Consider the following 25,740-nt stretch of genomic DNA (forward strand, 5'->3'; position numbering starts at 1 on the left):
CAGCTGCTTATTTTTTATGGAACCAACGACCAAAACCGAAACCCTCGACATTGAAGGCATGACCTGCGCCTCGTGCGCGTCCTTCGTTGAGAAGTCCCTGACCCGCACGCCCGGGGTGCAGCGGGCCATGGTCAACTTCGCTACCGAAAAAGCGACGATTGAATACCTGCCCGCCCAGGCCACCCCGGCCACCTTAAAAGAGGCCGTGGTCAACGCCGGCTACGGCGTAACCGAGCGCGCGCCAGACACCAGCGCCGCCGACCGGCAAGCGGAAATTGACCAGCAAAAGGCCCTCGCTTACGTCAAGCTCAAGCGCCGCTTCTGGGTAGCCACGGTGCTGGCCATTATCATCATGCCCCTGAGCATGCTCATGCTCTGGCCCGCGATGATGGCCCGCGTGAATATGCACTGGCTGAACTACGGCCTCTTGGTGCTGACCCTGCCGGTGCTGCTTTACAGTGGGCGCGAATTCTTTACCTCGGCCTGGAACGGCTTCAAGCACCGCGCCGCCAACATGGACACGCTGATTGCCGTGGGCACCGGGGCTGCCTTTCTGTACAGCCTGGCGGCCACCGTGGTGCCGGGCTGGTTTATGCGCCGGGGCCTCATGCCCGAGGTGTACTATGATACCACGGCCACCATCATTGCCCTGATTCTGCTGGGCAAAGTGCTGGAGCTGCGGGCCAAGACGCAAACGTCGGCCGCTATCAAGGCGCTGATGGGCTTGCAGGCCAAAACGGCCCGGGTGGTGCGGCCCGACGGCCAGGAGGTGGACGTGCCCATCGAGCAGGTGCAGCTGGGCGACCTCGTCGTGGTGCGCCCCGGCGAGAAGGTAGCTACCGACGGCGTTATTGAAGAAGGCCGCTCGGCCGTGGACGAGGCCATGCTCACGGGCGAAAGCCTGCCGGTGGAAAAGAAGACCGGGGACCCGGTATTCGGCGCCACGCTCAACAAGACGGGCTCTTTCCGCTTCCGGGTGACCAAGGTGGGGGCTGATACCATGCTCTCGCAGATTGTGAAGCTGGTGGAAGACGCCCAGGGCAGCCGTGCCCCCATCCAGCGGCTGGCCGATAAGGTCAGCGCCATCTTCGTGCCCACCGTGGTGGTCATCGCCATCCTCACGTTCGTGCTCTGGTTTGACCTGGCCCCCGTGGAAGCCCGCCTGCCGCTGGCCTTGGTCAACTTCGTGGCCGTGCTCATCATTGCTTGTCCTTGTGCTTTAGGTTTGGCCACGCCCACGGCTATCATGGTCAGCACCGGCAAGGGCGCCGAGCACGGCGTGCTGATTCGCAACGCCGAGGCCCTGGAAAAAGCCCACCAGGTAAATACCGTGCTGCTCGACAAGACCGGCACCATCACCCGCGGCGAACCGGCCGTGACGGACTTTGTGCCCGCCGAGGGACAGGACGCGGCCCAACTGCTGCAGGTAGTGGCCGCCGTGGAGCGGCAGAGCGAGCACCCGCTGGCCGAAGCCGTGGTGCGCTACGCCGATGCCCAGCAGGCCCCGGCCATTCCGGCCACCGGTTTTCAGGCCATCGAGGGCAAAGGAGCGCAGGCATCGGTGAACGGGCAGGCCGTGCTCATCGGCAACTTCCGCCTGCTGGATGAGGCGGGTATCAGCCTTTCGCCGGCTGTGCGCCGGCAGGCCGATGAGTTGCTGGCCCAGGCCAAGACCGTACTGTATGTCGCCGTTGACCAGCAGGCCGTGGGCCTCGTCGGCGTGGCCGACACCGTGCGCGAGACGTCGGCCGCCGCCATCAAGCGGCTGCAGGCCATGGGCATCGAGGTGGTGATGATGACGGGCGACAACCCCCAGACGGCGGCCCAGGTAGCCGCGCAGGTGGGCATCATGCGCTACTTCGCCGAGGTGCTGCCCAGTGGTAAGGCCGGCAAAGTCAAGGAGCTGCAGGCCGAAGGGCGCATCGTGGCTATGGTCGGCGACGGCATCAACGACGCGCCGGCCCTGGCCCAGGCCGACATCGGTTTGGCCATGGGCGGCGGCACTGACGTGGCCATGGAAGCGGCGGGCATCACGCTCATGCGCTCGGATTTGCAGGGCGTGGTCACGGCCATTGAGCTCTCGCGCCAGACCATCCGCACTATTAAGCAAAACCTGTTTTTCGCCTTCATCTACAACACGCTGGGCATTCCGGTGGCGGCGGGGCTGCTCTACCCCTTCTTCGGCATTTTGCTCTCGCCCATGCTCGCGGCCGGGGCCATGGCCCTGAGCTCGGTGTCGGTGCTCACCAACTCGCTGCGGCTGCGCAGCTTCTCCCCCGCTAAGAACTAAGCCATGGATACCGCCGAAATCATCGTGACGCTGACGGGCCTGGCCCTATCGGCTTTTGTTATCTGGTACTTCTTCTTTTCCGCCCGCCAGACGGCTGCGGCCGTTTCTACCTCCAGCGGGGTGCAGGAAGTGGACATCACCGTCAAGGGCGGCTATTCGCCCGACGTCATCGAAGTGGAGCGCGGCAAGCCCGTGCAGCTGAGCTTTTACCGGGACGAGGAGAACAGCTGCTCGGAGGAACTGCTCATGCCCGACTTCAGCATCCGCCGCGACCTGCCGGCTTTCAAGACGACGCTGGTGGAGCTGCTGCCCCAGCAGGCCGGTACCTTTACGTTTACCTGCGGCATGGGCATGCTGCGCGGTAGCCTGGTCGTAAAATAGATGCCGCTCATGAACTCCCAACTCCGCTCCGGCTTCACGCTGCCTGCCCCCGGCACCCACCGGCTGCTGATTAAGAACATGGTCTGCCCCCAGTGCATCCGGGTGGTGACGGAAGACCTGACGGCCCTGGGTTTGCAGGTGCAGCGCGTGGTGCTGGGCGAGGCCGACGTGACCACTGCCGATGGTCAGGCGCCGGACCTGGAGCCCGTGCGCGCCAGCCTGCTGGCAGCGGGCTTTGCCCTGCTCGAAGACCCGCGGGCCCAACTCGTGGAGCAGATTAAAACCCTGCTGGTGACGCTCATTCATTATCCCGAGCCGGGCCCCCGCCTGCTCACCTACTCGGATTACCTGGTTCAGCACCTGGGGCGCGACTACCATTACCTATCGCACCTGTTCTCCTCCGAGGAAGGCCTGACCATTGAGAAGTTCATCATCCGCCAGAAGGTGGAGCGCGCCAAGGAGCTCATCGGCTACGGCGAGCTGACCATTGCCCAGGTGGCGGGGCAGCTGGGCTACAGCTCCCCGGCCCACCTCTCGCGGCAGTTTGGGCAGGTGACGGGCCTGACGCCCTCGGAATTTCAACGGCTCGGACCCGCCAGCCATGCCCGGCGCAGCCTGGACTCGCTGCTGTAGCCGCGGAAATTATGCAAGCAAAAAGGCCAACGGTGTAAAAACCGGGCGGGTAGCCCGGGCGTTTATATTGTTCACCACCAGACCCCACCGACCGTGCGCATGAACCGCTTATTCCGTTTGCCTATTTTGTCTCTGCTAGTGCTGGTTTCCTTGTTTTCGGCCTGCAAAGACCATGACATGGACGACATGAAGCACGACACTCCGCTGATGAAAATCATGATGGACATGATGACGCAGATGGACGCGCAGGCCAAGACCCAGGACCCCGACCACGACTTTGCCGCCCAGATGGTGCTACACCACGACGCGGCCATCAAGATGAGCGAGGAAGAACTTCGCGCGGGCAGCAACCAGGAGATGAAAACCATCGCCCAGGACGTCATCACCAAGCAACGCGCCGAAATCACGCAGTTCAACTCGTTCCTGAGCAGCCACCAGCCCACGCAGCCGCTGGTACCGCAGTTCAACCAAATCCAGAAAACCAACATGGACCGCATGATGGCCGCGAGCAACGCGCGCACCATGACCATGCGCACCGACGTGGACTACGCCCAGATGATGATTGACCACCACCAGGCGGCCATCGACAACTCGGAGGCGTTGCTCCAGCACGGCCGCAACGCCACGATGCGCCAGTTGGCGCAGGCCATCATCGCCGACCAGCGCCAGGAGATTGGCGTCCTGCAGAACTGGCTCACGCGCAACCGCTAGGTCTTGGCTTAGCCACAAAAAAGGCAGCTCTCGCGGAGCTGCCTTTTTGCTTTTAGGGTACGGTGGGTGGCCAAGAGCACTATCCGGCGGCCTGAGTCCGCTACCGGCCGAGGTGGCCACCGTCGCCCGCTACGTGGCCCTAACAACCCCCATGCTCGCACTACCTGCTTTCCGCCTCATTCTAGTCTTGGCAACCGGTGTGGTCTTAGCCGGTTGCCGGTCATCGGCTGTCGTCCCCAAGTTTTCGGCCGCCCCCCGGGTACCACCACCCGCCACAGGCCCAGCACGGTGATACAGCGGCAGTCACCCCCGCCCGGGAGCAGCCCACTACCCAGCAGGGGCGGGTAAAGGCAGAAGAGCGCGCTACGTCTTCCGGCACGCGGGACCGCGTGGCCAAGAAGAAGAAACCGGCAGTCGGGCCGGGCAGCAGGCAGGCCAAAGCAACGCCCGCAGATACCGCAAGCAGCGCCATCCGGCCGATGGCCCCGCCCGGGCCCGGCCAGTTTGCCTCCCCCAAGCTCTTCAGCGCCCAAACGCTGGTCCATTATGGCCTGCACTTTGTTTTTCCGCTCGTGTTGGCGCTGGTGTTTTTTCCCTTGGTGTGGCAGACTGCTTACCTGGTTATGTTGGCCACAATGGCCATTGACCTGGACCACCTGCTGGCAAAACCCATCTTCGACCCGTTGCGCTGCAGCGTGGGGTACCATCCGTTGCACTCCTTTCATATCATACCGGTGTATGCGCTGCTGCTCCTGTGGCCGGCAACGCAAATTGTCGCTGTCGGCTTGCTTTTCCACATGTTCACGGATACGGTGGACTGCTTGTGGAACTTCAGCCACTGCCAGGACTGCTACCGGAACTCCCGTATTCGTCGCTTGTACAACGGGGTGCGGAAGCTGCTGGGCCTTGAGGTGGTCGAGTAAGCTGGGACGAGACGGGAGATTGAGCGGGCTGTTGCCTAAGTGGCCCGATTCAGAATTGTCGCTAGAACCTTCCCGAGCGACTAATGCTTTTTAACAGCTGATTCTGCAGCAGCTGGTCCCGGTAAGCGCCTTCCACCGCCTGTCGTGCCGGCCCGGGCTTGCCCGCTTCGTGAATCAGCCGGTCAGCTTCCTGGCGCAGCTGCAGGGCTTTTACCATGTTGTCGTTGGCCTGCCCCATGGCGCGCAGGCGCTCGGCCTCGGTCATGGAATAGCGGCCCGGGTTCTTCAACGTGGCCATGAGCTCCACGCTTTGGGCAGTCATCTCGTCGGCAATCTTCTGGTAGTTGAAGGCCGTTTCGACGTTCTTTTTCTTGAGCACTTCCTCGTAGGCGTATGCCGAAGCGAAGGCTTCTTCCCGCATGTTCTTATAGTCACGGTAGGTAAAGGACTGGGCCCCGTTGCGGCCGATATCCAGCCCGGAAAAGGCTTGGTATACCGTTTCAACGTCCTGCTCAGTGCGACCCTGCAGCGCCTGGCGCAGGCGCCGGGCCTTGTTCACCGGCGGCATGTAGTCGGGCTGCGAGCTGGTGTTCATGGCCATGCCCCGGCCAAACAGCTCCAAGGGGTTGGCGTAGCGCAAATCCTTCACCGATGCTACTTTGCGCAGGTCGGCCTGAATCTGCCGCTGCAGCTCCAGCCCCTCGGAAGTTAACTGCTTTACCTGACCCGTGATGTCGCGAGTGACACCGGCAATCTGCCGGGCGTCCTTGATGACCTGGTAGTTCTTGACGGTCTCGACCCATTGCTTGAGCTGCTTGGCAAACTGGCCGATGTGGATGCCCATGTGCGGCGGGTCGTTGACGACCATCTGAGCCGAAGCGAAGTAGGAAGTGGTGCCGGCCAGAACGGCCAGGACCACAACAAACAGTCCCTTTTTCATGGCTGAAGAGCTAAAGTAAGGTTTAATTGCTGGCCGTCGGCGCGCCGGCATCCGTCGCGCCCGTGGTGATGAGCACGGGGTAGCCATCGGGCAGACGCACGTCGCGCAGCTTCTGGCGGGGTGTCGATGCCCGGCCCACCATCGCGGCCGCCACCCGGCCCCCCACGCCCACTACCGAATTAGCAGCCGAGGCCGAGCGGTCAATGGCCATGCCCACTTCCTGGGCACCGATGGAGCGGGCATCGTTGAGGGGATTGTCAGCCGCGGGCAGCGGCTGGCGCTTCTGCGGGTCAATCATCAACCCCGGCAGGTAATGGTAGTCGTAGATGTCGGCGGTTACCCGGGTAGGGCCCAGCCGGGAGATGCGGATGGCCACATGGTTGGTCTCGACGCTGGCCACGCCGGCAAATACCAGGTTCTTAGGAAAGGTCTGCCCGCTGATAACGGCATCCTCGACGAGGCGCAACAGCACGACGGAACCAGTCCGAATCTTCTGCTCCCCGTTGATAACGGCCTTGTAGAAAATGTCCGGCAGCAGCTGCGCCTGATTATCGGGGGCATACCGGAAATAGCCGGCTTTAATAGTGCCAAAGGCATCGTAGCCCGAAGCGTTGTTTGCCGCGGCACCAGACGCCCCGCTGGCCCGGAGGGCAGCCCGCCGGTCGAAATAGCGGCGCCCGGTCATCTGCTCGTACGAGGCGCGGGAGGCGGCAGGGGCTGCGTCGAGCATGTCCAGCACGTCGTCGTTTTGCTCGTAGGGCACCCCGTCGGGCGCCGTGCGGGGCCGGGCCGCAGCCCGCAAACGCCGACGCGGGTCGACACTGGCACTGCTACCCCGGTAGCTGGCCTGCACCACCGGGATGCGCACGGCCCGGTAGGCACCGGTCTGCGCATCCACTGCTGTTACTTCCGTGGAATCAGGGGGCGGTAGCGCCGCCCGGTTGGCTGCGGCCCGGGCCTGACGCTCCGCGGCGGCCAAGGCCGTGCGGCGGCGCAAAGCGGCTTGCCCCACCGTATCGACCGCCATGCCGCCGGCCAATTGGTCCGGGGAGGGAACGGTGCCCAGGGTCTGCACGCCGGCCTGTCGCGCAGCCGCCTGCTTTTGCTCCAGCACGTCCGTGGGCGCCGGGGCCGCTTCGGGCGTGGCGGGCGCAATCGTGGGCTCCAAATTTTGAGAGGTAGCCGCCACGGGGCTGGCCTGCTGCGCTACTTCCTGGGAAAGGGAGCGGGCGTAGAAAAACAGCGTCACCGCCGTCAGCATGCCGATGCCCACGAGCAGGGGCAGCCAGTGCCGGCGGGCCAGCTCCCCTATCGAGGGGCGGGGCGTAGCGGAAGTAGCAGGGGCAGAAGCAGAGCCGGAGGCCGGTTGCGGTTCGGTACTGGGGTTGTCGCCGGCAGGATACACCGGCTGCATGTTGTGCTCGGACATGAGAGGAAAGGATTAAATGGCGGCCGCCGTGTTGATGACTTTGCTGGGGACTTTGAGCACCAGCACCCGGGCCCCGAACTTCTCGCGCAAGGTGATTTCAAGGTGGCCCCGGTCGGTGGCCGCATACAGCGGCACGGCGTAAAGCAGGTAGCCCGTAGCCCGGGCCGGGATGGTCTGGCTTTCGGCCCCGCCGGCGGGCGCCAGGGGCCGCCGGGCCTCGTTCTTCTTCTTGCCCAGAAACTTCTTGCGCGAGTTTTCCACCAGCTCGAAGTCGGTAAAATCCACCGCGTAGTCGATGGTGGTGGTATTGCGCAGCTTCAGGCGCAGGTAGGTGAAGTCTTTGTCGTTGCGCACGTTGGCCAGCGAAAGCACCAGGTCGTTATCGGCCGTGCGTAGCCCGCTGGAATCGGCGTGCTTGGCGGTGGCCAGCTTAGCCAGGCGCGCCTCGGCCAGCTCGCGCTTGTCGTGGCCCTGGTTCAGGGCCAGCGCGTCATCCACGCCGGCGCCGTTGCGGGCCTTGCCGCCGGCGCTCACGCCCAGGGCGCCGCCGTCCTGAAAGTCGTAGAGCTGCAGCACCGGCCGGTGGGTGTACACCAGGTGCCCCATCCAGTAGCGCGAGCCGTAGCGCACCAGAATGGGCGTGGGCGGCGGGTTGCGGCGCCTGGCCCGCACGAACACGGCGTTGCTTTCAATCTTGACCAGGTAGTGCGGCGCCTGGCCCACGTCGACCAGCGACACCGGCCCCGGAAAGACCAGGTACGTGGTGGAGGAGTCGGAAACGGCGATTTCCAGCTGCATTTTCGGCGCTACGTTGGCCGGATGCGGGGTTTGCACGCCGGCAGGACGCGTGGCAGTCGAAGCAAGGGTCTGCGCTTGCGACAGGCCGGGTAAAAGCGCCAGCAGCGCGCAGGAAGCAAAGGAGAAGGGGAAACGCATAAGAAGGGGATAGAGGTAGCTTACTGGGCAGGTTGAGCGGCGGGGGCAGGCGTCGTGGGGGCGGGTTGCGGCAGGGGCACGCCGGCGGCTTCGGCTTCTTCGCGCAGCTTGCGCTGCCGGGCCTGCTCCTGGTCGCGCAGCTGGTCTTTCTCTTCCTGCGAGACAGGCGGGTTGTAGGCGATGAAGTCGAAGTCGGTAATGAGCAGCCCGAAGGGGTTGGCATCCGAGCGGTCGGTTTCGACGAGGGCAAACTTGGCGCCCAGGGGCTTGCTCTGGCTTTGCTGGTCGCCGATGAACACCGTCTGCTTGATGTAGGCGCGGCCGGTGATGGGTCGGTGGTTCATGTCCAGGTGGATGCTGTCCACGGTCACGGCCTGGCGGGCGCCGTAGCGGATGTAGTTCTGCAGCACCTGCCCGCGCTGGAAGCTCTCAAACAGAAAACGCCCGCCGCGCTCTTCAATCAGGGGCAGGCCCGCATCGAGGTTGTGCTTGAAGGAGTACTGGTCGTGGCCGAACATGGTCAGCAGGAAGGTCTTGACCAGGTTGCGGGCCTCGAAGGGCGTGTGCCCCGCGCCGCGGCCAATCTGGGCCGAGAAGGAGCCGGTGTCACTCACCACGTACACGCGCTGGCCTGTGGATTCGTAGGCGCGGTAGAGCAGCGCACCGGAGGCCACTGTCACCACCCCCAGCAGGGCGAGGGCAGCCAGCGCCATCGTGCGCATGGTGATAAACGTCTTGTTCAGGTCTTGGACTGAGTTCATAGGTAAGTCGAAGAAGTTGGAGGATGAAAGGGGCTGAGTCAACCGGGACTTTTTGCCCCAATGCCCGCGCTTAGAGGGTCAGGTAGACCATTTTGCGCGGGTCAGGCGGCCCTAATGGGTTTTGGTAGGGATAGAGGATTAGGCTTGGCTGCTGGCTAGCGTTTGGGGTCGTCGCATAAGCGTACAGGACTCCCCGAACAGTCACTCCCTGGCCGGGCTTCACAAGTGTTGGAGTCTGCTGTGATTGCCCGGGAATCGTGGCTCCAGGCTCCAGGAGGGCGAAGGTGCCCAGCGTATCAGGCGCTTCAGGGGTGCGCAAGGCAAGGACGGCGGGGACCTTTTCTCCCTTGGCATAGCCCGTTGGTCGCCATTCCAATACTGCTTCGAAAGGCAGGCGGTAGCCAGGGGCTACGGTCGGGTAATCAGCTTTTACATGCCGCCACAGGACTGGCAGCGCCATAATTCCCGGTTGTGCGGCTCTGGTTTGCTTGACTGATATCAGCTTCAGGTAGCCCTCTTTAGGCAGTAGCTGCTCGACTGCTGGACGAAGATTAGCGGGTGAGCCATTAGGTAATGCTGGTGGGCGCGTTGTGGCAAGCTTCCAGGCTGCCTGCCGCGCTTTCGCTTCTGGTGAATTAGCCGCTGCCTTGGCTACTTGCTGTAGAGCGTCGGCTGCGGCTTCATTGTCGTTTTTGCAAGCTGTAAGAAACGCCGAGGCACTCAGCATGCTGATGAGAAGGTATTTCATTGGAAAGAAGGGTTAGCGCCGACGGCGCGTTGGCGCGCCCGAGTCGGCTGAGGATATAGTGGGCAACTCTGACGAGGCGGATGGCGCAGAAGCGCTGGCCGAGGACCCACCGGAACTGCCTCCGCCCGATTTATCTGGTCCAAAGCCCATTTTGCGACCCAGTGCGCCACTTGCCCCACCGCCGTAGGCGCCGGGGAATACTACCCCGCTAACTGCCCCAGCAGCCCCGGCTACGGCTCCGGTAAACATGCCCACGAAGCCCTGCACTGCTGAGGAGCCGATAAGGAAGCTCGTCAGCCAAGGCACCATGCAGTAGAGGATGACGAAACCGATAGAGTTAATCAAGTAGGTTAAATCATCAGCGTAAGCACTTGGCGTCAGTCCTGTGGGCATGAGCACATTACCAGTGCCTGGGCGGGTAGCCGCATAGTTTGCATAAATGGTGTCCAGCAGCGAGTAGGTCAGGGACCAGAACTGAACGGCCATGAAATTCTGCAGCCACTGTTTGCCTAGCTGTGCAAAGGGAGGCAAGGCCGAAAGGCAGATGGCAATAGGCCCTCCCACGTACAAAAAAGCCACGATGTACTGGCGAATCATGACCAGCAGCTGCCGAATCAGCGCCACGGTACTGGTGGTGAATAGCTCGGTGAGCAGGTTTATAAGCGAGAACCGGGTCAGCTTGTCGAAGGTGGAGGAGATGTTGCTTATCTGCTCGTTTACAAACCCCGCGGTATTAGTGGCCTGGTCAGGTTGAATGGCCGGCGAGCCGACCGGGTTTGTCAGGCTTCGCAAGGACTGGGCGATAAATCCCGGCTCGTCCGGCGCTACTAGGCTGGAAAACGCCCCAATGGCCCCGCCAAGCAAGTCCATGAAGTCCCGGTAGAAGAACAGGATGAAGTACACGAACAGGGCCTTGAGCAGGGGCGAGAAGTCCATGCGCAACTGCCCGCCCTGCAGGTAGCCACGGCCCACGGTGTAGAGTAGCGCTACCGAGAGAAAGGGCGGAATCAGGTAGAGCTGGCAGGCCTGCAGCACCTTGCGCAGGGCCCCGTCGGCGGCCGTGATAAAGTCGGTGTCCAGGTCCATGCCGACCAGCAGAAAAAGCGCACCACTCATGCCGACAGCGCCCCCTTGCGCTTGCGCTTTTCTTCCACGAACTGGTCGACGGCAAAGTCCAGCCGCTGCTCGGTAACGGTGGTGTAGGTGGGCCGCCCGTCGGCGTCGCGTACCAGGTTGCCCAGCGCGTCGCGCACTTCCACCGGCCGCTGGCGCTGGTAGTGGCGCACGAGCTGGTTGAGATAGTTGCGCTCGGCCGGCCGCGAGGTCAGCACGGCGTCGAGCTGGGGCGAGGCTTCGAGCGCGTACACCTTGGCCTGGGCTCCCTGCTTGATGAAGAACTCCCGGAACGAGTCGGTCGAGCGCACCGAGCGAATCAAATCCATCTCGTGCCCGGTGAGGCCCAGCGGCGCCTGCAGGCGGTTGAGCGAAGCCTCGTTGGAGTGGCGCAGGATGATTTTGGTGCTGGAGTTGTCAATCAGCGTGTAGCCGATGGGCGAGTCGATGATTTCCTGAATGCCCTGGGTGATGATGGTGATGGAGCCGTTGGTTTTGCGGATGGTGCGGTACATCGAGACGATGAACTCCTCGAGCACACCCGAAAGCAGCGCCCAGGCCTCGTCGAGGGCGATGTACTTCACGGCATCGGGAAACTGCCGGAACAGGTCCAAACTCAGCTCGGTGATGAGCATGGCCACCACCGGGTAGAGCGTGGGGTCCGTTTTTACCCGGGCCAGGTCAAAGCAGATAAGCGGGTACTGGCTTAGCTGGGCCTCGCGGGTGGAGTTGAGCACCTTGGCGTAGCGCCCGCCCGACACGAACTCGCCCAGCACGAGGAAGAACTCGTGCATGTCGATGTACTTCATGTCGGTCTGGTACTGGGCCCGCTGCAGAGCCAGCACCGCGATGCTTTCATCCGTGGCGTCGCCCTCCCCGGGCGCGGGCGTTTCGGCCCGCATCCACTGGTCGTAGCGCTGCACGTACCTATAAAAGCTTTCCATTCCGGGAAACTCCTCGTCCGACTGGCCCAGCCGCTCGTGCAGGTTCAAATCGTGGTAGTAGCCGGTCAGAAAGCGCGAAAGGATGGTGCGCTCACTCTTGCTCAGGGCGCGGTCCTTGCCGCCCTTCCAGAGCGCGGCCAGCAGGGCCAGGTGGAAGTTGAGCTTCTCGTCGGAATAGTGCCAGGGACCGTTTTCGCCCTCCCGCGGCAGCAGGAAGGGGTTGAACTCAATCGGGTTCTGCGGGTCGTACTCGAAGTAGGTGTTCTCAAAGTCCGGCCCCGTCAGGCTCTGGAACACGTTGCGGTAGGTGCCGCCGATGTCGATGATAATCTGGCGGGCGCCGCGCTCGTAGCGCTGCACGATGAAGTTGCCGAAGGTGTAGCTCTTGCCCGAGCCCGAGGGGCCGATGACCAGGGCGTTCTGGTTGTCGAGGTCGGTGTTGAACAGGTTTACCTTGACCAGGTTGCGAAACCGGTCGCAGAGGTACTCGCCCGTGGGCTCCGGCCGGTACGTGGTAGTCCAGTGGAAGTAGCAGGCCGCCCGGTCGGCTGAGGTGGTCAGCCAGCGGTCCGGCACCTGGTAGGCGTTGCCGGGCGCCAGGCCAAAGAACAGCGGCAGGGTCAGGTAGCTCTCCACCACGGCCTCGGCCCCGAAGATGGACCGGAAGGCCGCCGTGGTCTTTTCCACGTGCTCGCGCCGGGCCTGGTCGTCCACGTCCCAGAGCAGCACCGACAGGTGCAGGCCCACGACCTGCTTGCTGCCCGAGCGGACCTCGGCGGTGAACTCGTCAATCTCGGCCGCCCGCAGGTGGTTGTCCTGCGTGGCCAGGAAGGAAAGCGAGTTGTTAATTTTCTTGTCGTTGTCGAGGCTTTTTAGCTCGGCGCGGGAGTCCTGAATCAGCAGCGCCTGGGTCAGCACGTGGGGGCAGGAGAGAAACGCCGTCAGCGGGTAGAGCATGGGCGAGGTGACCCCGTAGCCGTTGCGGACGGCGGGGTGGGCCTCACTCCCCTGCCCCACCAGCGAGACGATGCTCACGCGGTTTTCGCCCACGGTGAAGGCGCCCGGCACGTTGCTGATTTCGCGGGTCAGCCCGGCGGGCTGCTGGTCGAACTCCAGGTTGAAGTACTGGGTGAAGACCTGCGGCAACTGGGCTTGATTGAGTCGGCGGTAGTCCAGGCCCCCGAGGCCGCGCAGGCTTTGCAGCAGCTCGGTGGCGATGCGCTCGGCTGTGTCCAGGGTTTGCACGACGCCGGCAAACGGGTTCTTGGCCAGCTTCTCGCCGGCGCGGTTCACCAGGGCGCTCAGGGCATTCGGCCTTACGGGCTTGGCTTCGTCCGAGGGGGCGAAGGAGATGAACAGGTACGCCCGGTGGAAGAGCACCAGCCGCTCGGCGAAGTGGGCATTCATCTTGCCCTCAAAGTAGCCGGGACGGGCGTCGCCGCCGGTATTCTGAAAGGGACGGTCGTAGTAGATGTCAGTTTTTTGCACCACCGTGCCCACGGGCAGGGTGCGCAGCGCGCCGAGCAGGGCCGACTGTAAGTTGGCAAACTCTTCGGCCTGCCAGCTCTCCATTTCGGGGCATTCAAGCACGAAGCCGACGCCCACGCGGCCATCCCGATAGATGACCTTGTCGTCCTGGAAGGCGTAGGCCGGGTGCAGGTCCGCAAAATCAGCGGTGCGGGCCGCGGTGCGGTCAGCGGCCTTAGTGGGAAACATGTTCATGCGGGGTGGGAATAGCGGCGGAGCCGCCCGCCGATGGCCCTGTCCGTGCGCGGCCCAGGGCGATGCGGCGCGGCTGCCGCCGGTGGAAGGAAAGCCAGCTGAGCAGAAAGCCCGGGGGCCGGTGCTTGGCCAGGTAGCGCAGGGCGTAGAGCAGCACCACTAGCACGACCAGAATCAGCAGGTAGAGAAAGCGTGGCACGGTAACCACCAGGCCCGCGACGCCGATGGCCAGCACGGCGGCCAGAAACAGGCCCACCACCAGCCCCAGGTCCGGCAGGTTCATGCCCAGCACCTGGGCGGGGCGCTCGATGCTTTTGTAGGAACGCATGGGCCAGTCAGCTTACGGAGTTACCCCGCCTTCACCGCCGCCCATGGCGCTGGCCAGGTCTTCCTTGAAGTAGTTGAAGCCGAACCAGAGGATGACGCCGCCCATGAGCCAGCCCAGGGCCCCGAGCGCGTCGGGGGCGCCGCTGATAAACTTCTGCACGACGCGCACCAGGCCGATGGCCAGCACGATGATGAAGAGCACCTGCACGATGCTGATGACGATGGTTTGCACGCTGCGCAGGGCGCCCACGGCGCGGCCGCCGGCGCCGGCCTGGCCGAATACCAGGGCCGGGGACGTGGCCAGCAGCAGGGCCATGGCCAGGCGTTCAGCGCGGGATGGATGGTAGGTGTGCCCGGCCGCGAGCAGGCGCAGGCCTCCGGCAGCTACCTGGGCAGCGCCCTGGTGCAGGCGCGTGAGCAAGGGAGTTTGCATGGAAAAGGAAATAGGTGGAAGGATTGGGAAAAGGTAAAAAGCAGGGAAAATGCCTTTAGGCAGTGGCCGGGGCGGCCCGCCGGTTTTCCAGGGCCGTGCTCATCAGCTCGCGCATTTTGGCGCGGCGCTGGGCGGCGGTGAGCTCCACGCCACGGTTGTGCTCGTCCGTGGCCGTGGGCGCGGGTGCCGAGAGGTAGTTGTGCAGGGCGCCCTCCGGTAAGCGGCCGGCCTCGGCAGGCGCGGGCATGGCCTCACTCTCGTCCGGTACAGCCGCTGGCGTGGGCGCCGCTCCTGCCGCCGCTTCGGCCGTGGGAGGCAGAGTTTCAGCGGGCTCTGGTGGCGTCACTTCCTCATTGGTACTAGGCGCCACCTCTGGCACTACCAGGGGCGCTGGATGGAAATCGGCCAGCCGGTAGTGCCGGGTGCGCAGCGAGGGATGGTTGCCCTCCAGGGGCGGCGGAACCACGGCGGCCCCGGCACTGGCCGGCATGGCGAAGCGCCACCAGAGTACCCCCAGCGCCGCCATCAGCAGCAAAAGCAGCAACCACAGCATCGATTTCAAGCGAAAGGCCGAAGTTTTTTATGAGCAATTGCGGCAACTATACGGAGCACTTCCGTATAAGTTCTGGTTTTGCAGAAGTTTTGAAGCAGCTATGCCGAAGCTTTGGGGTCACTAGATGGTAAGCCCGGCGTAGCCATGTACCGACAGCAATCGGGTAGTGCACGCGGCCGGCTGGTTTGTTACCTTGCACGCCCCTTATTGCTGCTGCATGACCACCTCTGTACCCACTCCCCCGGCTGCCCCCCCCATCGAGCCGGTCAACGCGGGGTTTCCCGACCCCGCGCTTATTGTTTCCTATGCCACTGTTCTGCGCTATATCCGCCACCGCCTCAACACGCTGCTGCACGGGCAGCTCAAGCCCTGGGCCCAGCAGCACAAGTTCAACTACGCCCGGCTGATTGAAATCAAGAAGCTGGAGGAGGAAACCCAGGCCGTGCTGCTGCAGCGCCTGATGGCCCACTTCCAGTTCCCCACCGAGCTGCTGCGCATCATCGTGCACCAGTCGCGCCGCCACTTTTTCCTGTTCACCTCGCCCGAGAGCCTGACCCGGTTTAAGGCCGAGCTCAACCTGTTCGACAACCCACCATTCGACGCCCCGGCGTCCCCACTTTCACCTCCTAACTAGCGGAAAGGCCCCGGAGCCTTTTCGCTCCCACGTTGCCTTTTTGCTATGCCTGCTACCGTTGCTTCCCGCCCCAAGGCGAAACCCGCGCCTGTGGCGGCCTCCCTGGCCCGCTTGCTGCCTGACCCGGCCCTGGCCATTCCCTATGACGAGGCCCGGCGCTACGTGCAGCTGCGCCTGCGCAGCCTGCCCCACGGGGGCCTGCGCGCCACCTGCAATGCCTTTGGCTTTCCCTACACCACCAGCGTGGGCCTGAAAACGGGCAGCCTGCAGCGCGAGGAATACCGCCTGGTGCAGAAACACCTGCGCGTGTTTGGCTTCGACACGGAGCTGGTGCGCCTGCCGGTAGGTGGCCAGCTCTGCGAGCACTATCTCTTTTCCGACGCCGCGCTGCTGGCTACCCTGCGCGAGCAGCTGGCCGCCCACGAGCAGCTGGTGAGCTAGCGCCTCTTCTTCCCTACTGCCTTCAGGATGTACTCCCCACCCCGGATGCCGGCGGTGCGGCTGGTCTGTACCCGTTTCTGTACCCTTTCCTATCACTCTTATGCCCGCAGCCTCTCCTACTCCGCGCGAAAACGACCCCCAGGAGCTCAACCGCTTCAAGCAATCCATTGACCTGGTAGACTACGCCACCCGGCGCCACGGCTACGACGTGAAAAAAGCCGGCCCCCGTGGCCACTGGCACCAGCTCGAAAAGGACGGCGAGATGCTCATCGTTTCCCGCAAAGGCGACCACCAGGTGTACCTGAACCCCGGCGACGACCGGGATTCGGGCTCCATCATCGACTTCGTAAAAACCCGCGAAAATCAGACGCTAGGCCAGGTGCGCCAGACCCTGCGCCAGTACCTGGGCGAGCCGGAGCAGGGAATGCAGGCGGCCACCTCTCCCCCACTGCCCCCCTCTACGGCCTACGCGCCTAGGCCCAGCGAGCCGGCGGAGGTGGAAACCGAGGCCGAACGCCGGGCCCGGCTCGTCGCCGCCGTGATTGGCACCCATGCTGCCCTGACGGACCGCAGCTACCTGCACCACCGCCACCTCTCGGATGAAACCATTGACAGCCCGGCTTTTCAGGGACGGGTATTCACCAGCCAGCAGGGAAACTTCCGTAACACAGCCTTTCCCCTGTACAACGAGCACGGCATTGCCACCGTGGAGCAGCGCAACGACGACTACAAGCACCTGCTGCAGCTGCCCAAGACCGGGGTGTGGGTGTCGCACCCCACCGAAGGCAAGGATACCCCGGTGCAGCGCCTGGTCGTGTCGGAGAGCCCCGTGGATGCCATGAGCTACCACCAGCTGCACCACCGCGGCGCCGAAGGGCAGCCCAACACGCTCTACGTGGCTACCAGCGGCACCGTCACCGAGCGGCAGGTGGAGCTGATTCAAAAGCTTATCGACAAGCAGGAGCCCAAGGAAGTGGTGCTGGCCAACGACAATGACGCCGCCGGCCGGCGCTTCAACATCAATTACCTCAACGAGCTGCAGGCCCCGCGGCGGGCCCGCGAAGTAGCCGACGGTCAGGTCGCTTATGACGAGGCGCCCCGCCCGGTAGAGTGGCACGCCACGGCCGCCGGCAAGTACCACACGGCCCTGCGCGTGGAGTTTCACCACGCCACCCGCGCCGAGGGCACCGAACACCTGACCCAACTCACCGCCCAGGTGCAGCAATTGCGGCCTTCGGCGGATGAAGCCGTGGCGCTGGAGGTGCAGCGGGCCACCCGGCAGCAGACTGTGGTGCGGCTGGTGGTTCCCAATGCCGACAGCCACGCCCTCGAAGAGCTGGCCCGCACACTCCACGCCCAGCGGGAAACGCAGCGCGGGCAGCTGGAGCGGCTGCCCCACGAGCCCGGCCGCCAGCCCGAGAACTTCATTCGCACCGAGTACGCCATCAGCAAGGATTTCAACCGCGACCTGGAGCTGCTCAGCCAAGGCCTCAACCGCGAGCAGGCCGCCCAACAGGCCCGCGCCGACGAGCTGGCCAAGGAGCAGCAGCGCCAGGAACGCGCCCGGCAGCAACAGGAGCAGCGCCAGCAGGCGCAGCAGCGCGAAGCCGGGCGGGAGCAGGAGGCCAGCTCCCCGGAAGCCCAGCGCCGCGAGGCTGAGCAGCAGCGCCAGGTCGCAACGATGGCCGTAGCCGCGGCCGGCGGCGACCCGGCGTTGCAGCGCGCGGTCCAGCTTACGGTGACTGAACCTACCCCGGCGGACGAGGCTACCCCCAGCCAGGCCCAGCAGATGCGCGAGCTGCTGCGCAAGGCCGGCGCGCAGGTGGAGCTGCGGGCGGAAGCAGACCCCACCAGTGGCCAGCTGCGCAGCGAGCTCGACGTGCGCTACCAGCCCCATGCCACCCCCGGCGGCCTGCGTCAGCTCAGCCAGACGCTGGATGCACTCGACAAGTCCCCGCTGGTGACGCTGCGGGAAGATGCCGCCGAGCAGGCCGAGCGCCGCCAGCTGGCCGCCCTGCCCCCGGGGCAGTCAGTTACCAAAACAGCCATCGTCCGCATTGACGAGCCCGAGCCCCGAGCCGGCGCACCCGGCCGGGCCGAAGCTGTGGCCGAGCAGCTGCGCGAAGGCGGCCTGAACACCGGCTCGCTGCGCTCGGCCACCGACCCGACCACGCACCAGCGCCACAGCGAGATTGAAGTCAGCTACCGGCTCGACCAGCCCAACCTGGCCCGGGCCAGTGCGGCCCTCGACGACGTGGCCCGCCAGCCCGGCGTACAGCTGCACGAACATTCCGGCGACCGGGCCGAGCGCCACCGTCTGGCGCCTAGCGGCATAAATACCAATGGCCTGGCCGAACGCACGGCCGGCCCGGAGCGGTAGGGACTGTTGGGCTTGCCGAGCGAATCCCCTTGGAATATGCCCTGGTTTTTTAGTTTTGCAGCATTAGCAAGCTGCCTACCATGCTGGCGAAAACAGGTTATTCTTCTTTTCAAGCGCCATTCGGTCTGCTGCAGGCAGGCCGGACCCTGGCCCCGGCTGCCCTTCACCTGCTGCCGATTTCCGAGCGCCCGGCCCTGTTCGTGGGTCCGCATCGAGGCTAATCCAACCTTCTGGTAAACACCCCCCGCAGTTGCTGCGGTTGCCCGCGGCTTGCCTGTAGCCGACGGGTCGGGCTGTCATTTCCCGGACGCCGCTTTTGCGGCCGTCCCGGAACCCTCGTTGCATTCTTTTCCACGCCATTACCCCGCTATGCTATTTACCGGCCACCGGCATTTTTCTGGGTTTTGCCCCGACATGAAGGGGATACTTTTAGAACTCATTCGCGACACGTACACGCCCTTGCTGCAGCTGCCGCCCCACCTGCCCGATGAATCCTGGCTGCTGGCAGTCAGCAAAGCCGACCCCGTGTTTTTCTACCTCTACGATGGGGTAGGCCAGTTACAGATTGGCGAAGCCTCCCGGGAGAGCCTGCTCAAATGCCTGAAGCAGGAACTCGGTAGGTCCGAATAAGTCGGGTCTCCAACAAGCAGAAGTGCCCGACAGCCCGTTCCTGTCGGGCACTTCTGTTTTTCATTCTAACAGCGGAACAGCAGCCTAAATCCAGGGACAGGGGCAGTGGGGAAAAAATGGTTTGGCGACTGCAAATAAATGGAAAATTGTTGTCATAAAAGCAACAATAAGCCCTTGTTTTGCGTTTAATAAGTAAGGAAACGGTTTTAGAAACAGTCACTTAGACCTTACTTAGCGATGAAAAAGCAAGCCCGCCCCACCGCCGAAAAAACTACCCGCCCCGACGTGTACCAGATTGTGACGGACCGCGTCATTGCCGCTCTCGAATCCGGTCAGATTGCCTGGCGCAAGCCCTGGCATGCCGCCTACGGGCTGCCCCGCAATTACGTCAGCGGGCGGGCCTATACCGGCATCAACGCCTTTCTGCTGCACCTGGTGGGCGGCACGCCGTTCTTTCTCACCTTCCGGCAGGCCCGGGAGCTGGGCGGCAACATCCGCAAGGGCGCCAAAGGCATGCCCGTGATTTACTACAACGTCACGACCCGCACCGACAAGCAAACCGGTGAGGAAGAGAAAACGCCCTTTATCAAGTACTACACCGTCTTTTCCATCGATGACGTGGAAGGCGTGGACATCGTCCTGCCCGAGCAGCCCCGGGACCGCGCCCACGAGCCCCTGGCCGCCGCTGAAGCCCTGGTCGCCAACTGGGCCGGCTGCCCCCGCATCGAGCACGGCGGCGCCCAGGCCTACTACGCCCCCGGTCCCGACTTCGTGAGCGTACCCCGTCCGGAAACCTTCGTTAGCGGCGAAGCCTACTATTCGACCCTGTTTCACGAGCTGACCCACGCCACCGGCCACCCCAGCCGCCTGGACCGCCCCGACCTGGCCGAAGCCCTGCGCCCGAGCGGCCGCGCTAGCTACGCCCGCGAGGAGCTAACGGCCGAGATGGGTGCCGCCTTTCTGTGTGGTCACGCGGGGCTGGACCCCAGCGCGACGCTGGAAAATACCGCGGCTTACCTGCAGTTTTGGCTGGAGCAGCTGCGCGGGGATAAGAAGCTGGTGGTGCAGGCCGCCAGCCGCGCCCAGCGGGCCGCCGAGCTGATTCTCGGCAACGCAACCCCCGACGAAACCGAGCCCGACCCCATGCGCACGCCTCCCGCCGCCGCGGCGGAGGTCGTGGCCAGCGAGGAAGCGCAGCCAGCGCCCCGGGTGGAGGCTGGCGCCTTGTCGCCCCGCCCGGCGCTGCCCACGCTGCCGCCGGTGGTATTGGGGCAGGAAACCCTGCCTTCGCTGACCACGGTCGTCGTTGCCACGCAGCGCATTGAGCTGACCCGCCTGCTGGAACATCCCGCTTTTACCGAGGAGCAGCGCCGCACGGCCACGGGCCGGATTCTGGCCGAAACCGACCCCGCCCGCCTGGGCCGCTGGTTGACCAACATCATGCGGCAGATAACGGAGTGGGAGGAACGCACCTTGGCCGAGGAGGCGAAGCAGAACCCGCACTTCGCTGCCTTCGAGCAGGTGCCGGAGTAGCGCTTGACCTTGACCTTGACCTTGACCTTGTCGCCTCGTCCGGTTCCGGGCGGGGCCGGGGGCGGTGGGGTATCGTCCCGCAGCCCCCGACTTACTGCTTTACTCTCTTGCTGCCTATGCCTTCCCCTCCCCCACTGTCCCCCGATGACGCCACCAGGGCGCCGCGCCGCTTTACCGACTTGCTGCGCCACGGCCGCTTCACCTTCACCGAGCGCGAGCTGATGGAGCACCTGCGCATGACCTACCGCACCATTAAGCAGCGCGAGGCTGACCCCTCTACCCTCACCATTGCCGAGCTGCTGCGCGTGGCCGACCTGCTCGACGAGCCCGTGCACGACATTATCGCCGTGGTGCTGGCCGAAGTGCAAGGGGCCACTCAGCCACCCTCGAAAGGAACACCGGTCGGTTAAACGATGTCAAGTTTTTACATGTAAAAACTTGACATCGTTTCGTACTTCTGCCCCGCCACTTCCCGCGTTACCCATGTCCGAGTCCATTATGCAGCGCGTCCGCCAGCAGGTGCTGGCTTACCCGCCGGGCGAGCTGCTGACCTATGCCGACCTGGTGACAGAGCCGGCGCAGTTCGGTGCCGTCGCCGCGGCCCTGAGCCGGCTGAGCCGGGAAGGACTGCTGGCCCGCTACGCCAAAGGGCAGTACTACCGGCCGCAAACGGGACGCTTTGGCACGCTAAAGCCTTCTGAGGGCGCCGTGATGCGCACGCTGACGGCCCCAGCAGGCAAAGTGGCAGCCTATCCCACCGGCGTCGCGCTCTACAACCAACTGGGCCTAACCACCCAGGTGCCCGCTCAGCTCCAGGTTACCACTCCCAAGCCGCGCCGCACCAGGTCCCCGCGCATGGGGTTCGTGGTGCGCCCGGCCCCGGAGCAGGCCAGCGATGTGCCGCTGCTGCAGTGGCTGGAGGTGCTGCGCGACCTGCGCCGCATTCCTGACGCCCGGCCCGACGAGGTGCTCTCCCGGGTGCAGCGCTTTATCAAAGGCCTCTCCCCTGCCCGGCGCAGCCGCCTCGTGGAACTGGCCCTTGGCCAAGCCCCGCCCCGTGCCCGCGCCGTGCTGGGGGCCGTGCTGGAGCAACAGGCTGACCAAAAAGGCGCCGCCCGGCTGCGGGCCACGCTCAACCCCCTGACCACTTACCGGCTCGGCCTCAGCGCCGCCGCCCTGCCCAACTGCGCCGCATGGAACATCCGATAAATCCTGGCCGGCACTCAAGGGCATAGAAGGGGCCGACGCATGCCGGTGCCTGCAAACAGGCTTAAGAATTGAATACGCCTATGCTATTTTACCGTGCCAAACTGCCGTTAATCGAAAATAAAAGCCGAAATTGTCGCTTTAACAGTAAATAATTAACGCCATCAGCCTGCAGCGGCCTCTTAATGGAAAAAAATGTACAGTGGCCGTTGCTGGTGTTTGGCACGTCCGACCCGGCGCTAAACCGCCGGATTCGGCAGGCGCGCCAGCGGGAGGAGCTACGCGAAGTAGCGCCGCGTATCTACTCGCCGGATTTGACAACGCCCCCGGCCGTGTTAGTGCGCAAGAACTGGCTGCCCATTATCCAGCATCTTTTCCCAGGGGCCATTATCAGCCACCGCTCCCAGCTCGAAGGCCAGCCCACGGGCGATGGGCACTTGTTTCTGACGTACAAATACACGCGCAACGTTGAGTTGCCCGGCCTGACGGTGCACCTGCTCGAAGGGCCCGGGCCCCAGCCCGGCGATGCTCCCTTTGGGGGGGGCGACATCCTTTTCGCATCGGAGGCCCGGGGGCTGCTGGAAAACCTGCAGCCGGCCCGCGTCCGCAAGGGGGGCGTCAGCAAGGCCCTGCCCATCGAGACCGTGGAAGAGCGGCTGGAGATGGTGCTGCGCGTGCGGGGGGAAGCGGGCCTAAATGCCCTGCGCGACCAGGCCCGCGACGTGGCCACGGCCCTGAACTGGCCCGATGAGCTGGCCGCGCTGCAGCGCATTGTGGGCGCGCTGCTCACCACCCACTCGATTAAGGTGCTTTCCTCGCCGGTGGCGCGGGCCCGGGCCCTGGGACTGCCCTTTGATGCCGGCCGGGTGGCCTTGTTTACCACGCTCGCGGGGGCGCTGCGCACCACGGCCCTGCCGGAGCGCGTGGACCCGGCCCCCGTGGCCCCGGCGTATTACACGGTGGCGTTCTTCGAGGCATACTTCTCCAATTTCATCGAGGGCACGGTCTTCCAGGTCGACGAGGCGCACCGGATGGTGGAAACGGGCCAGGCGGTGGGCGGACGGCACGCTGATTCGCACGATGTGCTGAGCACGTATCAACTCTGCAGCAACCCGGCCGAGATGCGCGTCGTGCCCCGCTCGGCGGAAGAGCTGCTGGCCCTGCTGCAGCGGCGCCACGGCCAGCTGATGCGGGCGCGGCCCGACAAGCGGCCCGGCCAGTGGAAAGAATACGCCAACCAGGCCGGCCTGACCAACTTCGTGGAGCCCGAGCTGGTGCGCGGCACTCTGCACGAAGGCTTTGCCCTGTGCCAGGGCCTGACGGACCCGCTGGCCCGGGCCATGTTCATGATGTTTTTAATCAGCGAGGTGCACCCCTTCGACGACGGCAACGGCCGCCTGGCCCGCCTGATGATGAACGCCGAGCTGGTCAGCGCCGGCCAGTGCCGGATTATCGTCACCACCCGGGCCCGGGAAGCCTACCTGGATGCGCTGCGCCGCCTGAGCCGGCAATCGGACCCGAGCCTGTACATCCGCATGCTAAGCGGTGCCCAGCAGTTTGTGGCCGCCCTGCGGGTAGGCACCTACGAAGAGGTAAAGCAGCAACTCGAAGCCCAGGACGCCTTTACTGAAGTGAACTCGCAGCTGCGCTGGTAGCGGGCCGCTTGCCGGTGCGCTCCCCCCCTCCCCTACCTGCCTTTGGCGGGCGGGCCGTGCTGCAAGTAATAGTTGACCGCCTCGTCGACCAGCTCTTTCAGGTACACCCGCCGGCTGTGGTGCATCAGCTCCTCGTGGATGTAAGCCAGGGCCGCCCGCTGGGTTTCTCCTTCCAAGCGAATCAGAGATGGCTGCAGCCCCGAGGAACTGCCTTCTACGGGAGCGGGGGCTTGCACTTTCGGGGGCCGGCCCCTCCCCTTCTTGGGCGCAGCGGCTACCGCGGCCGGCTGCGGTCTGGCGGGTGGCGCAGGCGCTAACACCGGTGCTGCAGCAGCTTCTGGAGCGGCTGCTACTGGCGGAGCAACTACCGTTGCTGGTTCCGGGGCCGCTACGGGCACCGGGGCGGCGGCCGCGGGCTCAGGCGCAGTTGGGGCGGCCGGCATGTGGCCGGGCTGCCCGCGCAGCATGGACATCTTTTCGTCCGTGGAGATTTTCAGGCGTTGAATCTTGGCCATTACGATATGAGTTCAGAGGTGAGTTGGGCGCGGGCAATCAGCTCATCGCACAGGGCGCGCACTTCGGCTTCCACGGAGGCATCGGCCCCCACCGCCCGCCGGTAGGCCGGGTTGAGGTAGCTGTAGCGGGTCGAGAGACGCTTGTAGCAGCCGAGCTGGCGCAGCGAAGCCTGCAGGCGCGGCAGGCCCAGCGCGTCGGTGAACTCGTCCATGTCCTTTTCCTCTTTCAGGTTGGTGCGGTGCGAGTGCACGCCGAAGAACTGGAAGTCCAGCCCCTGCTCCCGCGAAAGCCGGGAAATCTCCTGCAGCAGCTGCATAAAGGAAATCGTGGCCAGGCGCTCGGCATCGGAGGCCCCCACGGGCACGAGCACCACGTTGGCGCCGCTGAGCACGTCAATCATGGCCGTATCGTCCGAGCGGCCGGGCACGTCAATGAACACCACGTCGTAGTCGTCGCTAACTTCGTCGAGCCGGTCGTACACTTGGCCCATACCGACCGATTCCAGCGCGTAGGGAAAGGCCGGCTCGGCGAGCGTGCCGGCTTCGCGCTCCAGGTCCACGCTGGGCTGGTCGTTGGTGAGGCGCACCCCGGCCAGGGTTTGCTGGGAGTCGGCATCGACCACGAGCACGCGGTAGCCATAGTCGGCCGAGAGGGCACCGGCCAGCACGGTGATGAGGGTACTCTTACCAATGCCGCCCTTCTGGTTGGCAACGCAGATGATTTTCATAAAGCAGGGAACTAACGGGTAAAGCCACGACGGGCGCAAGCAGCTTGCAAATAAAGCAGCTTGTTTCTCAATTTTCAAAGCTACTCGGAAACTTGTTTTTTTATTTCCTAGAAAATAAGCTTTCAAACTTACTTGTAAACAAGTCATTTTGTTTTCAAGATTACTTGTTTCTGATTTTCTGAGAAATATCATTTACAATTTTCTCAGTAAACATTTAACAAAAGCTCTCAAGAAACTTATTTCTTAAAATACTAAGAAACAAAGCGTCATACGGGGCGTACTGTCGGGAGGATGCTAGGTTTTTAACCTTCCTGTTTTACTTGTTTCTCAGGAAATAAAAAATGGTTCACACTCCCATTGAATTGCCTTCTGAACGCATGGAGATGCGTTTTGCTGGTCAGCAGTCTTTCATAAGGGAAGCAAAACCACATTCAAAAACACTTTTCCGATTACGATTTGCCCAGGCAGCTTACCGGGGATGGGAAAAGCCAGGCCTGGTATCACTTACGGCTCACCGGGCACGCGCTCAACATGCCCCTAATAGGGTAGTTAGCAAGAAGACTACCATTTACCCGCGCTAACGCGCTGGCTAAATGGTAGTTGGATATCAACAGCGTTGATATTGCTTAACCCAAGCCAGTAACATCTTGATATAGAATAAGTAAGAGTTAAAACCCGCCCTATGCCGGATCAGAAACAGAAAATAGGCCCTCAGCCCACTAATGCTTCAGCTGTCAAGCACCTCACGGTTAGCGGACCGGCGCACCGGCTGGTGGGCGCGGAGGCCGCCCGGCTGGGGCTGACCCGCACGGAGTACGCCGACGCGGCCATCCGCTACTTCGCCGAGCGGAGCCTGAACCCGGTGGAAGCCCAGGCCCGGGAAGGCCAGCTTATCATGACTGAGGTGAAGCGTTTGGGCGACCGGGTGTTTTCATACCTGCAGGAGCAGGAGCGGGGCGTACTGCTAGAAATGCTGCGCTTTCAGCTTCAGCAGCAGGCCGTGCAGCAGCAGACGCTACGGGTGGTAGAGAATTTATTAGCTCCAGAAGGGGGGGAGGTACTGCACAAAATTCAGCAGAAAAATCAGGAGCGTATTGCCGAAGCGACGGCGGCCGGGCTGGCAGCTCTTGATATAAAGGCGCTGAATAAACCGCACAAAAACGGTAACTGACGC

General features: G+C 63.7%; 26 protein-coding genes. 14 read left to right on the forward strand and 12 right to left on the reverse strand.

The features are described from left to right. Positions 1-16 precede the first annotated feature (16 nt). The 5 genes from ACN19L_RS24805 to ACN19L_RS24825 all read left to right on the forward strand — a co-directional run bounded on the left by ACN19L_RS24805 (position 17) and on the right by ACN19L_RS24825 (position 4,938). A complete protein-coding gene (locus ACN19L_RS24805; protein ID WP_426491492.1) occupies positions 17-2,290 on the forward strand; it encodes a heavy metal translocating P-type ATPase in 2,274 nt (757 codons plus the stop codon). A 3-nt stretch (positions 2,291-2,293) separates the two neighbouring features. After that, entirely contained in the window at positions 2,294-2,671 is a 378-nt protein-coding gene (locus tag ACN19L_RS24810) for a cupredoxin domain-containing protein (protein ID WP_215139129.1), read from the forward strand. A gap of 9 nt (positions 2,672-2,680) precedes the next feature. Next, the gene (locus ACN19L_RS24815; protein ID WP_190786147.1) at positions 2,681-3,304 is read left to right on the forward strand and encodes a helix-turn-helix domain-containing protein; all 624 of its coding nucleotides are present in this window, start codon (positions 2,681-2,683) and stop codon (positions 3,302-3,304) included. Positions 3,305-3,421: 117 nt separating this feature from the next. Further along, entirely contained in the window at positions 3,422-4,015 is a 594-nt protein-coding gene (locus tag ACN19L_RS24820) for a DUF305 domain-containing protein (protein WP_426491493.1), read from the forward strand. 389 nt (positions 4,016-4,404) lie between these two features. Beyond that, positions 4,405-4,938 (forward strand): DUF6122 family protein, encoded by a 534-nt coding sequence (locus ACN19L_RS24825; protein ID WP_426491494.1) that lies wholly within the window; start codon positions 4,405-4,407, stop codon positions 4,936-4,938. A 61-nt stretch (positions 4,939-4,999) separates the two neighbouring features. On the opposite strand, the gene ACN19L_RS24830 is transcribed toward ACN19L_RS24825, so the two are convergent. From ACN19L_RS24830 to ACN19L_RS24875, 10 genes are all read right to left on the reverse strand, one after another. Then, positions 5,000-5,878, reverse strand: coding sequence for a hypothetical protein (locus tag ACN19L_RS24830; protein ID WP_190786149.1), 879 nt, complete (start codon positions 5,876-5,878; stop codon positions 5,000-5,002). A 22-nt stretch (positions 5,879-5,900) separates the two neighbouring features. Beyond that, positions 5,901-7,307, reverse strand: coding sequence for a conjugative transposon protein TraM (traM, locus tag ACN19L_RS24835; protein WP_190786150.1), 1,407 nt, complete (start codon positions 7,305-7,307; stop codon positions 5,901-5,903). A 12-nt stretch (positions 7,308-7,319) separates the two neighbouring features. After that, positions 7,320-8,243: a DUF4138 domain-containing protein gene (locus ACN19L_RS24840; RefSeq protein WP_190786151.1), complete on the reverse strand. Its 924-nt coding sequence runs from the start codon at positions 8,241-8,243 to the stop codon at positions 7,320-7,322. Between the two features lie 20 nt (positions 8,244-8,263). Continuing rightward, complete coding sequence (locus tag ACN19L_RS24845) at positions 8,264-9,004, reverse strand: conjugal transfer protein TraK (RefSeq protein ID WP_190786152.1); 741 nt, start codon at positions 9,002-9,004, stop codon at positions 8,264-8,266. A 70-nt stretch (positions 9,005-9,074) separates the two neighbouring features. Continuing rightward, positions 9,075-9,752, reverse strand: a complete 678-nt coding sequence (locus tag ACN19L_RS24850; protein ID WP_190786153.1) for a hypothetical protein — start codon at positions 9,750-9,752, stop codon at positions 9,075-9,077. Positions 9,753-9,764: 12 nt separating this feature from the next. After that, entirely contained in the window at positions 9,765-10,868 is a 1,104-nt protein-coding gene (locus tag ACN19L_RS24855) for a hypothetical protein (protein WP_426491495.1), read from the reverse strand. Continuing rightward, the gene (locus ACN19L_RS24860) at positions 10,865-13,531 is read right to left on the reverse strand and encodes a VirB4 family type IV secretion system protein (protein WP_426491496.1); all 2,667 of its coding nucleotides are present in this window, start codon (positions 13,529-13,531) and stop codon (positions 10,865-10,867) included. Before ACN19L_RS24860 ends, ACN19L_RS24855 begins: the two co-directional genes overlap by 4 nt. Further along, positions 13,512-13,859: a hypothetical protein gene (locus tag ACN19L_RS24865; protein WP_190786156.1), complete on the reverse strand. Its 348-nt coding sequence runs from the start codon at positions 13,857-13,859 to the stop codon at positions 13,512-13,514. Before ACN19L_RS24865 ends, ACN19L_RS24860 begins: the two co-directional genes overlap by 20 nt. Positions 13,860-13,871: 12 nt before the next feature. Continuing rightward, a complete protein-coding gene (locus ACN19L_RS24870) occupies positions 13,872-14,291 on the reverse strand; it encodes a hypothetical protein (RefSeq protein WP_190786157.1) in 420 nt (139 codons plus the stop codon). Positions 14,292-14,346: 55 nt separating this feature from the next. Next, positions 14,347-14,844: a hypothetical protein gene (locus ACN19L_RS24875; protein WP_426491497.1), complete on the reverse strand. Its 498-nt coding sequence runs from the start codon at positions 14,842-14,844 to the stop codon at positions 14,347-14,349. A 217-nt stretch (positions 14,845-15,061) separates the two neighbouring features. On the opposite strand from ACN19L_RS24875, the gene ACN19L_RS24880 reads away from it, so the two are divergent. The 8 genes from ACN19L_RS24880 to ACN19L_RS24915 all read left to right on the forward strand — a co-directional run bounded on the left by ACN19L_RS24880 (position 15,062) and on the right by ACN19L_RS24915 (position 23,323). Next, entirely contained in the window at positions 15,062-15,478 is a 417-nt protein-coding gene (locus tag ACN19L_RS24880) for a hypothetical protein (protein ID WP_190786159.1), read from the forward strand. Positions 15,479-15,523: 45 nt separating this feature from the next. Then, on the forward strand, positions 15,524-15,919 hold the full coding sequence (locus tag ACN19L_RS24885; protein ID WP_426491498.1) for a hypothetical protein: 396 nt from the start codon (positions 15,524-15,526) through the stop codon (positions 15,917-15,919). Between the two features lie 100 nt (positions 15,920-16,019). Continuing rightward, positions 16,020-18,299 carry a toprim domain-containing protein gene (locus ACN19L_RS24890; protein ID WP_426491499.1) on the forward strand — a complete coding sequence of 760 codons (2,280 nt, stop codon included), beginning with the start codon at positions 16,020-16,022 and terminating at the stop codon, positions 18,297-18,299. Between the two features lie 414 nt (positions 18,300-18,713). Next, positions 18,714-18,929: a hypothetical protein gene (locus tag ACN19L_RS24895; RefSeq protein ID WP_111480587.1), complete on the forward strand. Its 216-nt coding sequence runs from the start codon at positions 18,714-18,716 to the stop codon at positions 18,927-18,929. Positions 18,930-19,166: 237 nt separating this feature from the next. Then, positions 19,167-20,462, forward strand: coding sequence for an ArdC family protein (locus ACN19L_RS24900; protein WP_190786162.1), 1,296 nt, complete (start codon positions 19,167-19,169; stop codon positions 20,460-20,462). 116 nt (positions 20,463-20,578) lie between these two features. Next, the gene (locus ACN19L_RS24905; RefSeq protein WP_190786163.1) at positions 20,579-20,872 is read left to right on the forward strand and encodes a hypothetical protein; all 294 of its coding nucleotides are present in this window, start codon (positions 20,579-20,581) and stop codon (positions 20,870-20,872) included. Positions 20,873-20,945: 73 nt separating this feature from the next. Further along, complete coding sequence (locus ACN19L_RS24910) at positions 20,946-21,671, forward strand: DUF6088 family protein (RefSeq protein ID WP_111480584.1); 726 nt, start codon at positions 20,946-20,948, stop codon at positions 21,669-21,671. Between the two features lie 182 nt (positions 21,672-21,853). Continuing rightward, on the forward strand, positions 21,854-23,323 hold the full coding sequence (locus tag ACN19L_RS24915; RefSeq protein WP_111480583.1) for a Fic family protein: 1,470 nt from the start codon (positions 21,854-21,856) through the stop codon (positions 23,321-23,323). A gap of 32 nt (positions 23,324-23,355) precedes the next feature. Here the strand turns inward: ACN19L_RS24915 and ACN19L_RS24920 are convergent, their stop codons facing one another. After that, positions 23,356-23,838, reverse strand: coding sequence for a hypothetical protein (locus ACN19L_RS24920; RefSeq protein WP_190786164.1), 483 nt, complete (start codon positions 23,836-23,838; stop codon positions 23,356-23,358). Next, positions 23,838-24,566: a ParA family protein gene (locus ACN19L_RS24925; RefSeq protein ID WP_165822274.1), complete on the reverse strand. Its 729-nt coding sequence runs from the start codon at positions 24,564-24,566 to the stop codon at positions 23,838-23,840. Before ACN19L_RS24925 ends, ACN19L_RS24920 begins: the two co-directional genes overlap by 1 nt. Positions 24,567-25,248: 682 nt before the next feature. Between ACN19L_RS24925 and ACN19L_RS24930 the strand changes: the two genes are divergently transcribed. Further along, positions 25,249-25,737 carry a hypothetical protein gene (locus ACN19L_RS24930; RefSeq protein WP_247977153.1) on the forward strand — a complete coding sequence of 163 codons (489 nt, stop codon included), beginning with the start codon at positions 25,249-25,251 and terminating at the stop codon, positions 25,735-25,737. The last annotated feature ends 3 nt before the right edge of the window (positions 25,738-25,740 follow it).

Origin of the sequence: Hymenobacter sp. 102 (assembly GCF_049949205.1) — a bacterium.
GTDB lineage: Bacteria > Bacteroidota > Bacteroidia > Cytophagales > Hymenobacteraceae > Hymenobacter.

What these genes read in the sequence shown, in the direction of transcription:
- ACN19L_RS24805 (WP_426491492.1), top strand. Translation starts at nt 17, where the DNA reads ATGGAACCAACGACCAAAACCGAAACCCTCGACATTGAAGGCATGACC.
- ACN19L_RS24810 (WP_215139129.1), top strand. Translation starts at nt 2,294, where the DNA reads ATGGATACCGCCGAAATCATCGTGACGCTGACGGGCCTGGCCCTATCG.
- ACN19L_RS24815 (WP_190786147.1), top strand. Translation starts at nt 2,681, where the DNA reads ATGAACTCCCAACTCCGCTCCGGCTTCACGCTGCCTGCCCCCGGCACC.
- ACN19L_RS24830 (WP_190786149.1), bottom strand. Translation starts at nt 5,878, where the DNA reads ATGAAAAAGGGACTGTTTGTTGTGGTCCTGGCCGTTCTGGCCGGCACC.
- traM (WP_190786150.1), bottom strand. Translation starts at nt 7,307, where the DNA reads ATGTCCGAGCACAACATGCAGCCGGTGTATCCTGCCGGCGACAACCCC.
- ACN19L_RS24840 (WP_190786151.1), bottom strand. Translation starts at nt 8,243, where the DNA reads ATGCGTTTCCCCTTCTCCTTTGCTTCCTGCGCGCTGCTGGCGCTTTTA.
- ACN19L_RS24845 (WP_190786152.1), bottom strand. Translation starts at nt 9,004, where the DNA reads ATGAACTCAGTCCAAGACCTGAACAAGACGTTTATCACCATGCGCACG.
- ACN19L_RS24850 (WP_190786153.1), bottom strand. Translation starts at nt 9,752, where the DNA reads ATGAAATACCTTCTCATCAGCATGCTGAGTGCCTCGGCGTTTCTTACA.
- ACN19L_RS24855 (WP_426491495.1), bottom strand. Translation starts at nt 10,868, where the DNA reads ATGAGTGGTGCGCTTTTTCTGCTGGTCGGCATGGACCTGGACACCGAC.
- ACN19L_RS24860 (WP_426491496.1), bottom strand. Translation starts at nt 13,531, where the DNA reads ATGAACATGTTTCCCACTAAGGCCGCTGACCGCACCGCGGCCCGCACC.
- ACN19L_RS24865 (WP_190786156.1), bottom strand. Translation starts at nt 13,859, where the DNA reads ATGCGTTCCTACAAAAGCATCGAGCGCCCCGCCCAGGTGCTGGGCATG.
- ACN19L_RS24870 (WP_190786157.1), bottom strand. Translation starts at nt 14,291, where the DNA reads ATGCAAACTCCCTTGCTCACGCGCCTGCACCAGGGCGCTGCCCAGGTA.
- ACN19L_RS24875 (WP_426491497.1), bottom strand. Translation starts at nt 14,844, where the DNA reads ATGCTGTGGTTGCTGCTTTTGCTGCTGATGGCGGCGCTGGGGGTACTC.
- ACN19L_RS24880 (WP_190786159.1), top strand. Translation starts at nt 15,062, where the DNA reads ATGACCACCTCTGTACCCACTCCCCCGGCTGCCCCCCCCATCGAGCCG.
- ACN19L_RS24885 (WP_426491498.1), top strand. Translation starts at nt 15,524, where the DNA reads ATGCCTGCTACCGTTGCTTCCCGCCCCAAGGCGAAACCCGCGCCTGTG.
- ACN19L_RS24890 (WP_426491499.1), top strand. Translation starts at nt 16,020, where the DNA reads ATGCCCGCAGCCTCTCCTACTCCGCGCGAAAACGACCCCCAGGAGCTC.
- ACN19L_RS24895 (WP_111480587.1), top strand. Translation starts at nt 18,714, where the DNA reads ATGAAGGGGATACTTTTAGAACTCATTCGCGACACGTACACGCCCTTG.
- ACN19L_RS24900 (WP_190786162.1), top strand. Translation starts at nt 19,167, where the DNA reads ATGAAAAAGCAAGCCCGCCCCACCGCCGAAAAAACTACCCGCCCCGAC.
- ACN19L_RS24905 (WP_190786163.1), top strand. Translation starts at nt 20,579, where the DNA reads ATGCCTTCCCCTCCCCCACTGTCCCCCGATGACGCCACCAGGGCGCCG.
- ACN19L_RS24910 (WP_111480584.1), top strand. Translation starts at nt 20,946, where the DNA reads ATGTCCGAGTCCATTATGCAGCGCGTCCGCCAGCAGGTGCTGGCTTAC.
- ACN19L_RS24915 (WP_111480583.1), top strand. Translation starts at nt 21,854, where the DNA reads ATGGAAAAAAATGTACAGTGGCCGTTGCTGGTGTTTGGCACGTCCGAC.
- ACN19L_RS24920 (WP_190786164.1), bottom strand. Translation starts at nt 23,838, where the DNA reads ATGGCCAAGATTCAACGCCTGAAAATCTCCACGGACGAAAAGATGTCC.
- ACN19L_RS24925 (WP_165822274.1), bottom strand. Translation starts at nt 24,566, where the DNA reads ATGAAAATCATCTGCGTTGCCAACCAGAAGGGCGGCATTGGTAAGAGT.
- ACN19L_RS24930 (WP_247977153.1), top strand. Translation starts at nt 25,249, where the DNA reads ATGCCGGATCAGAAACAGAAAATAGGCCCTCAGCCCACTAATGCTTCA.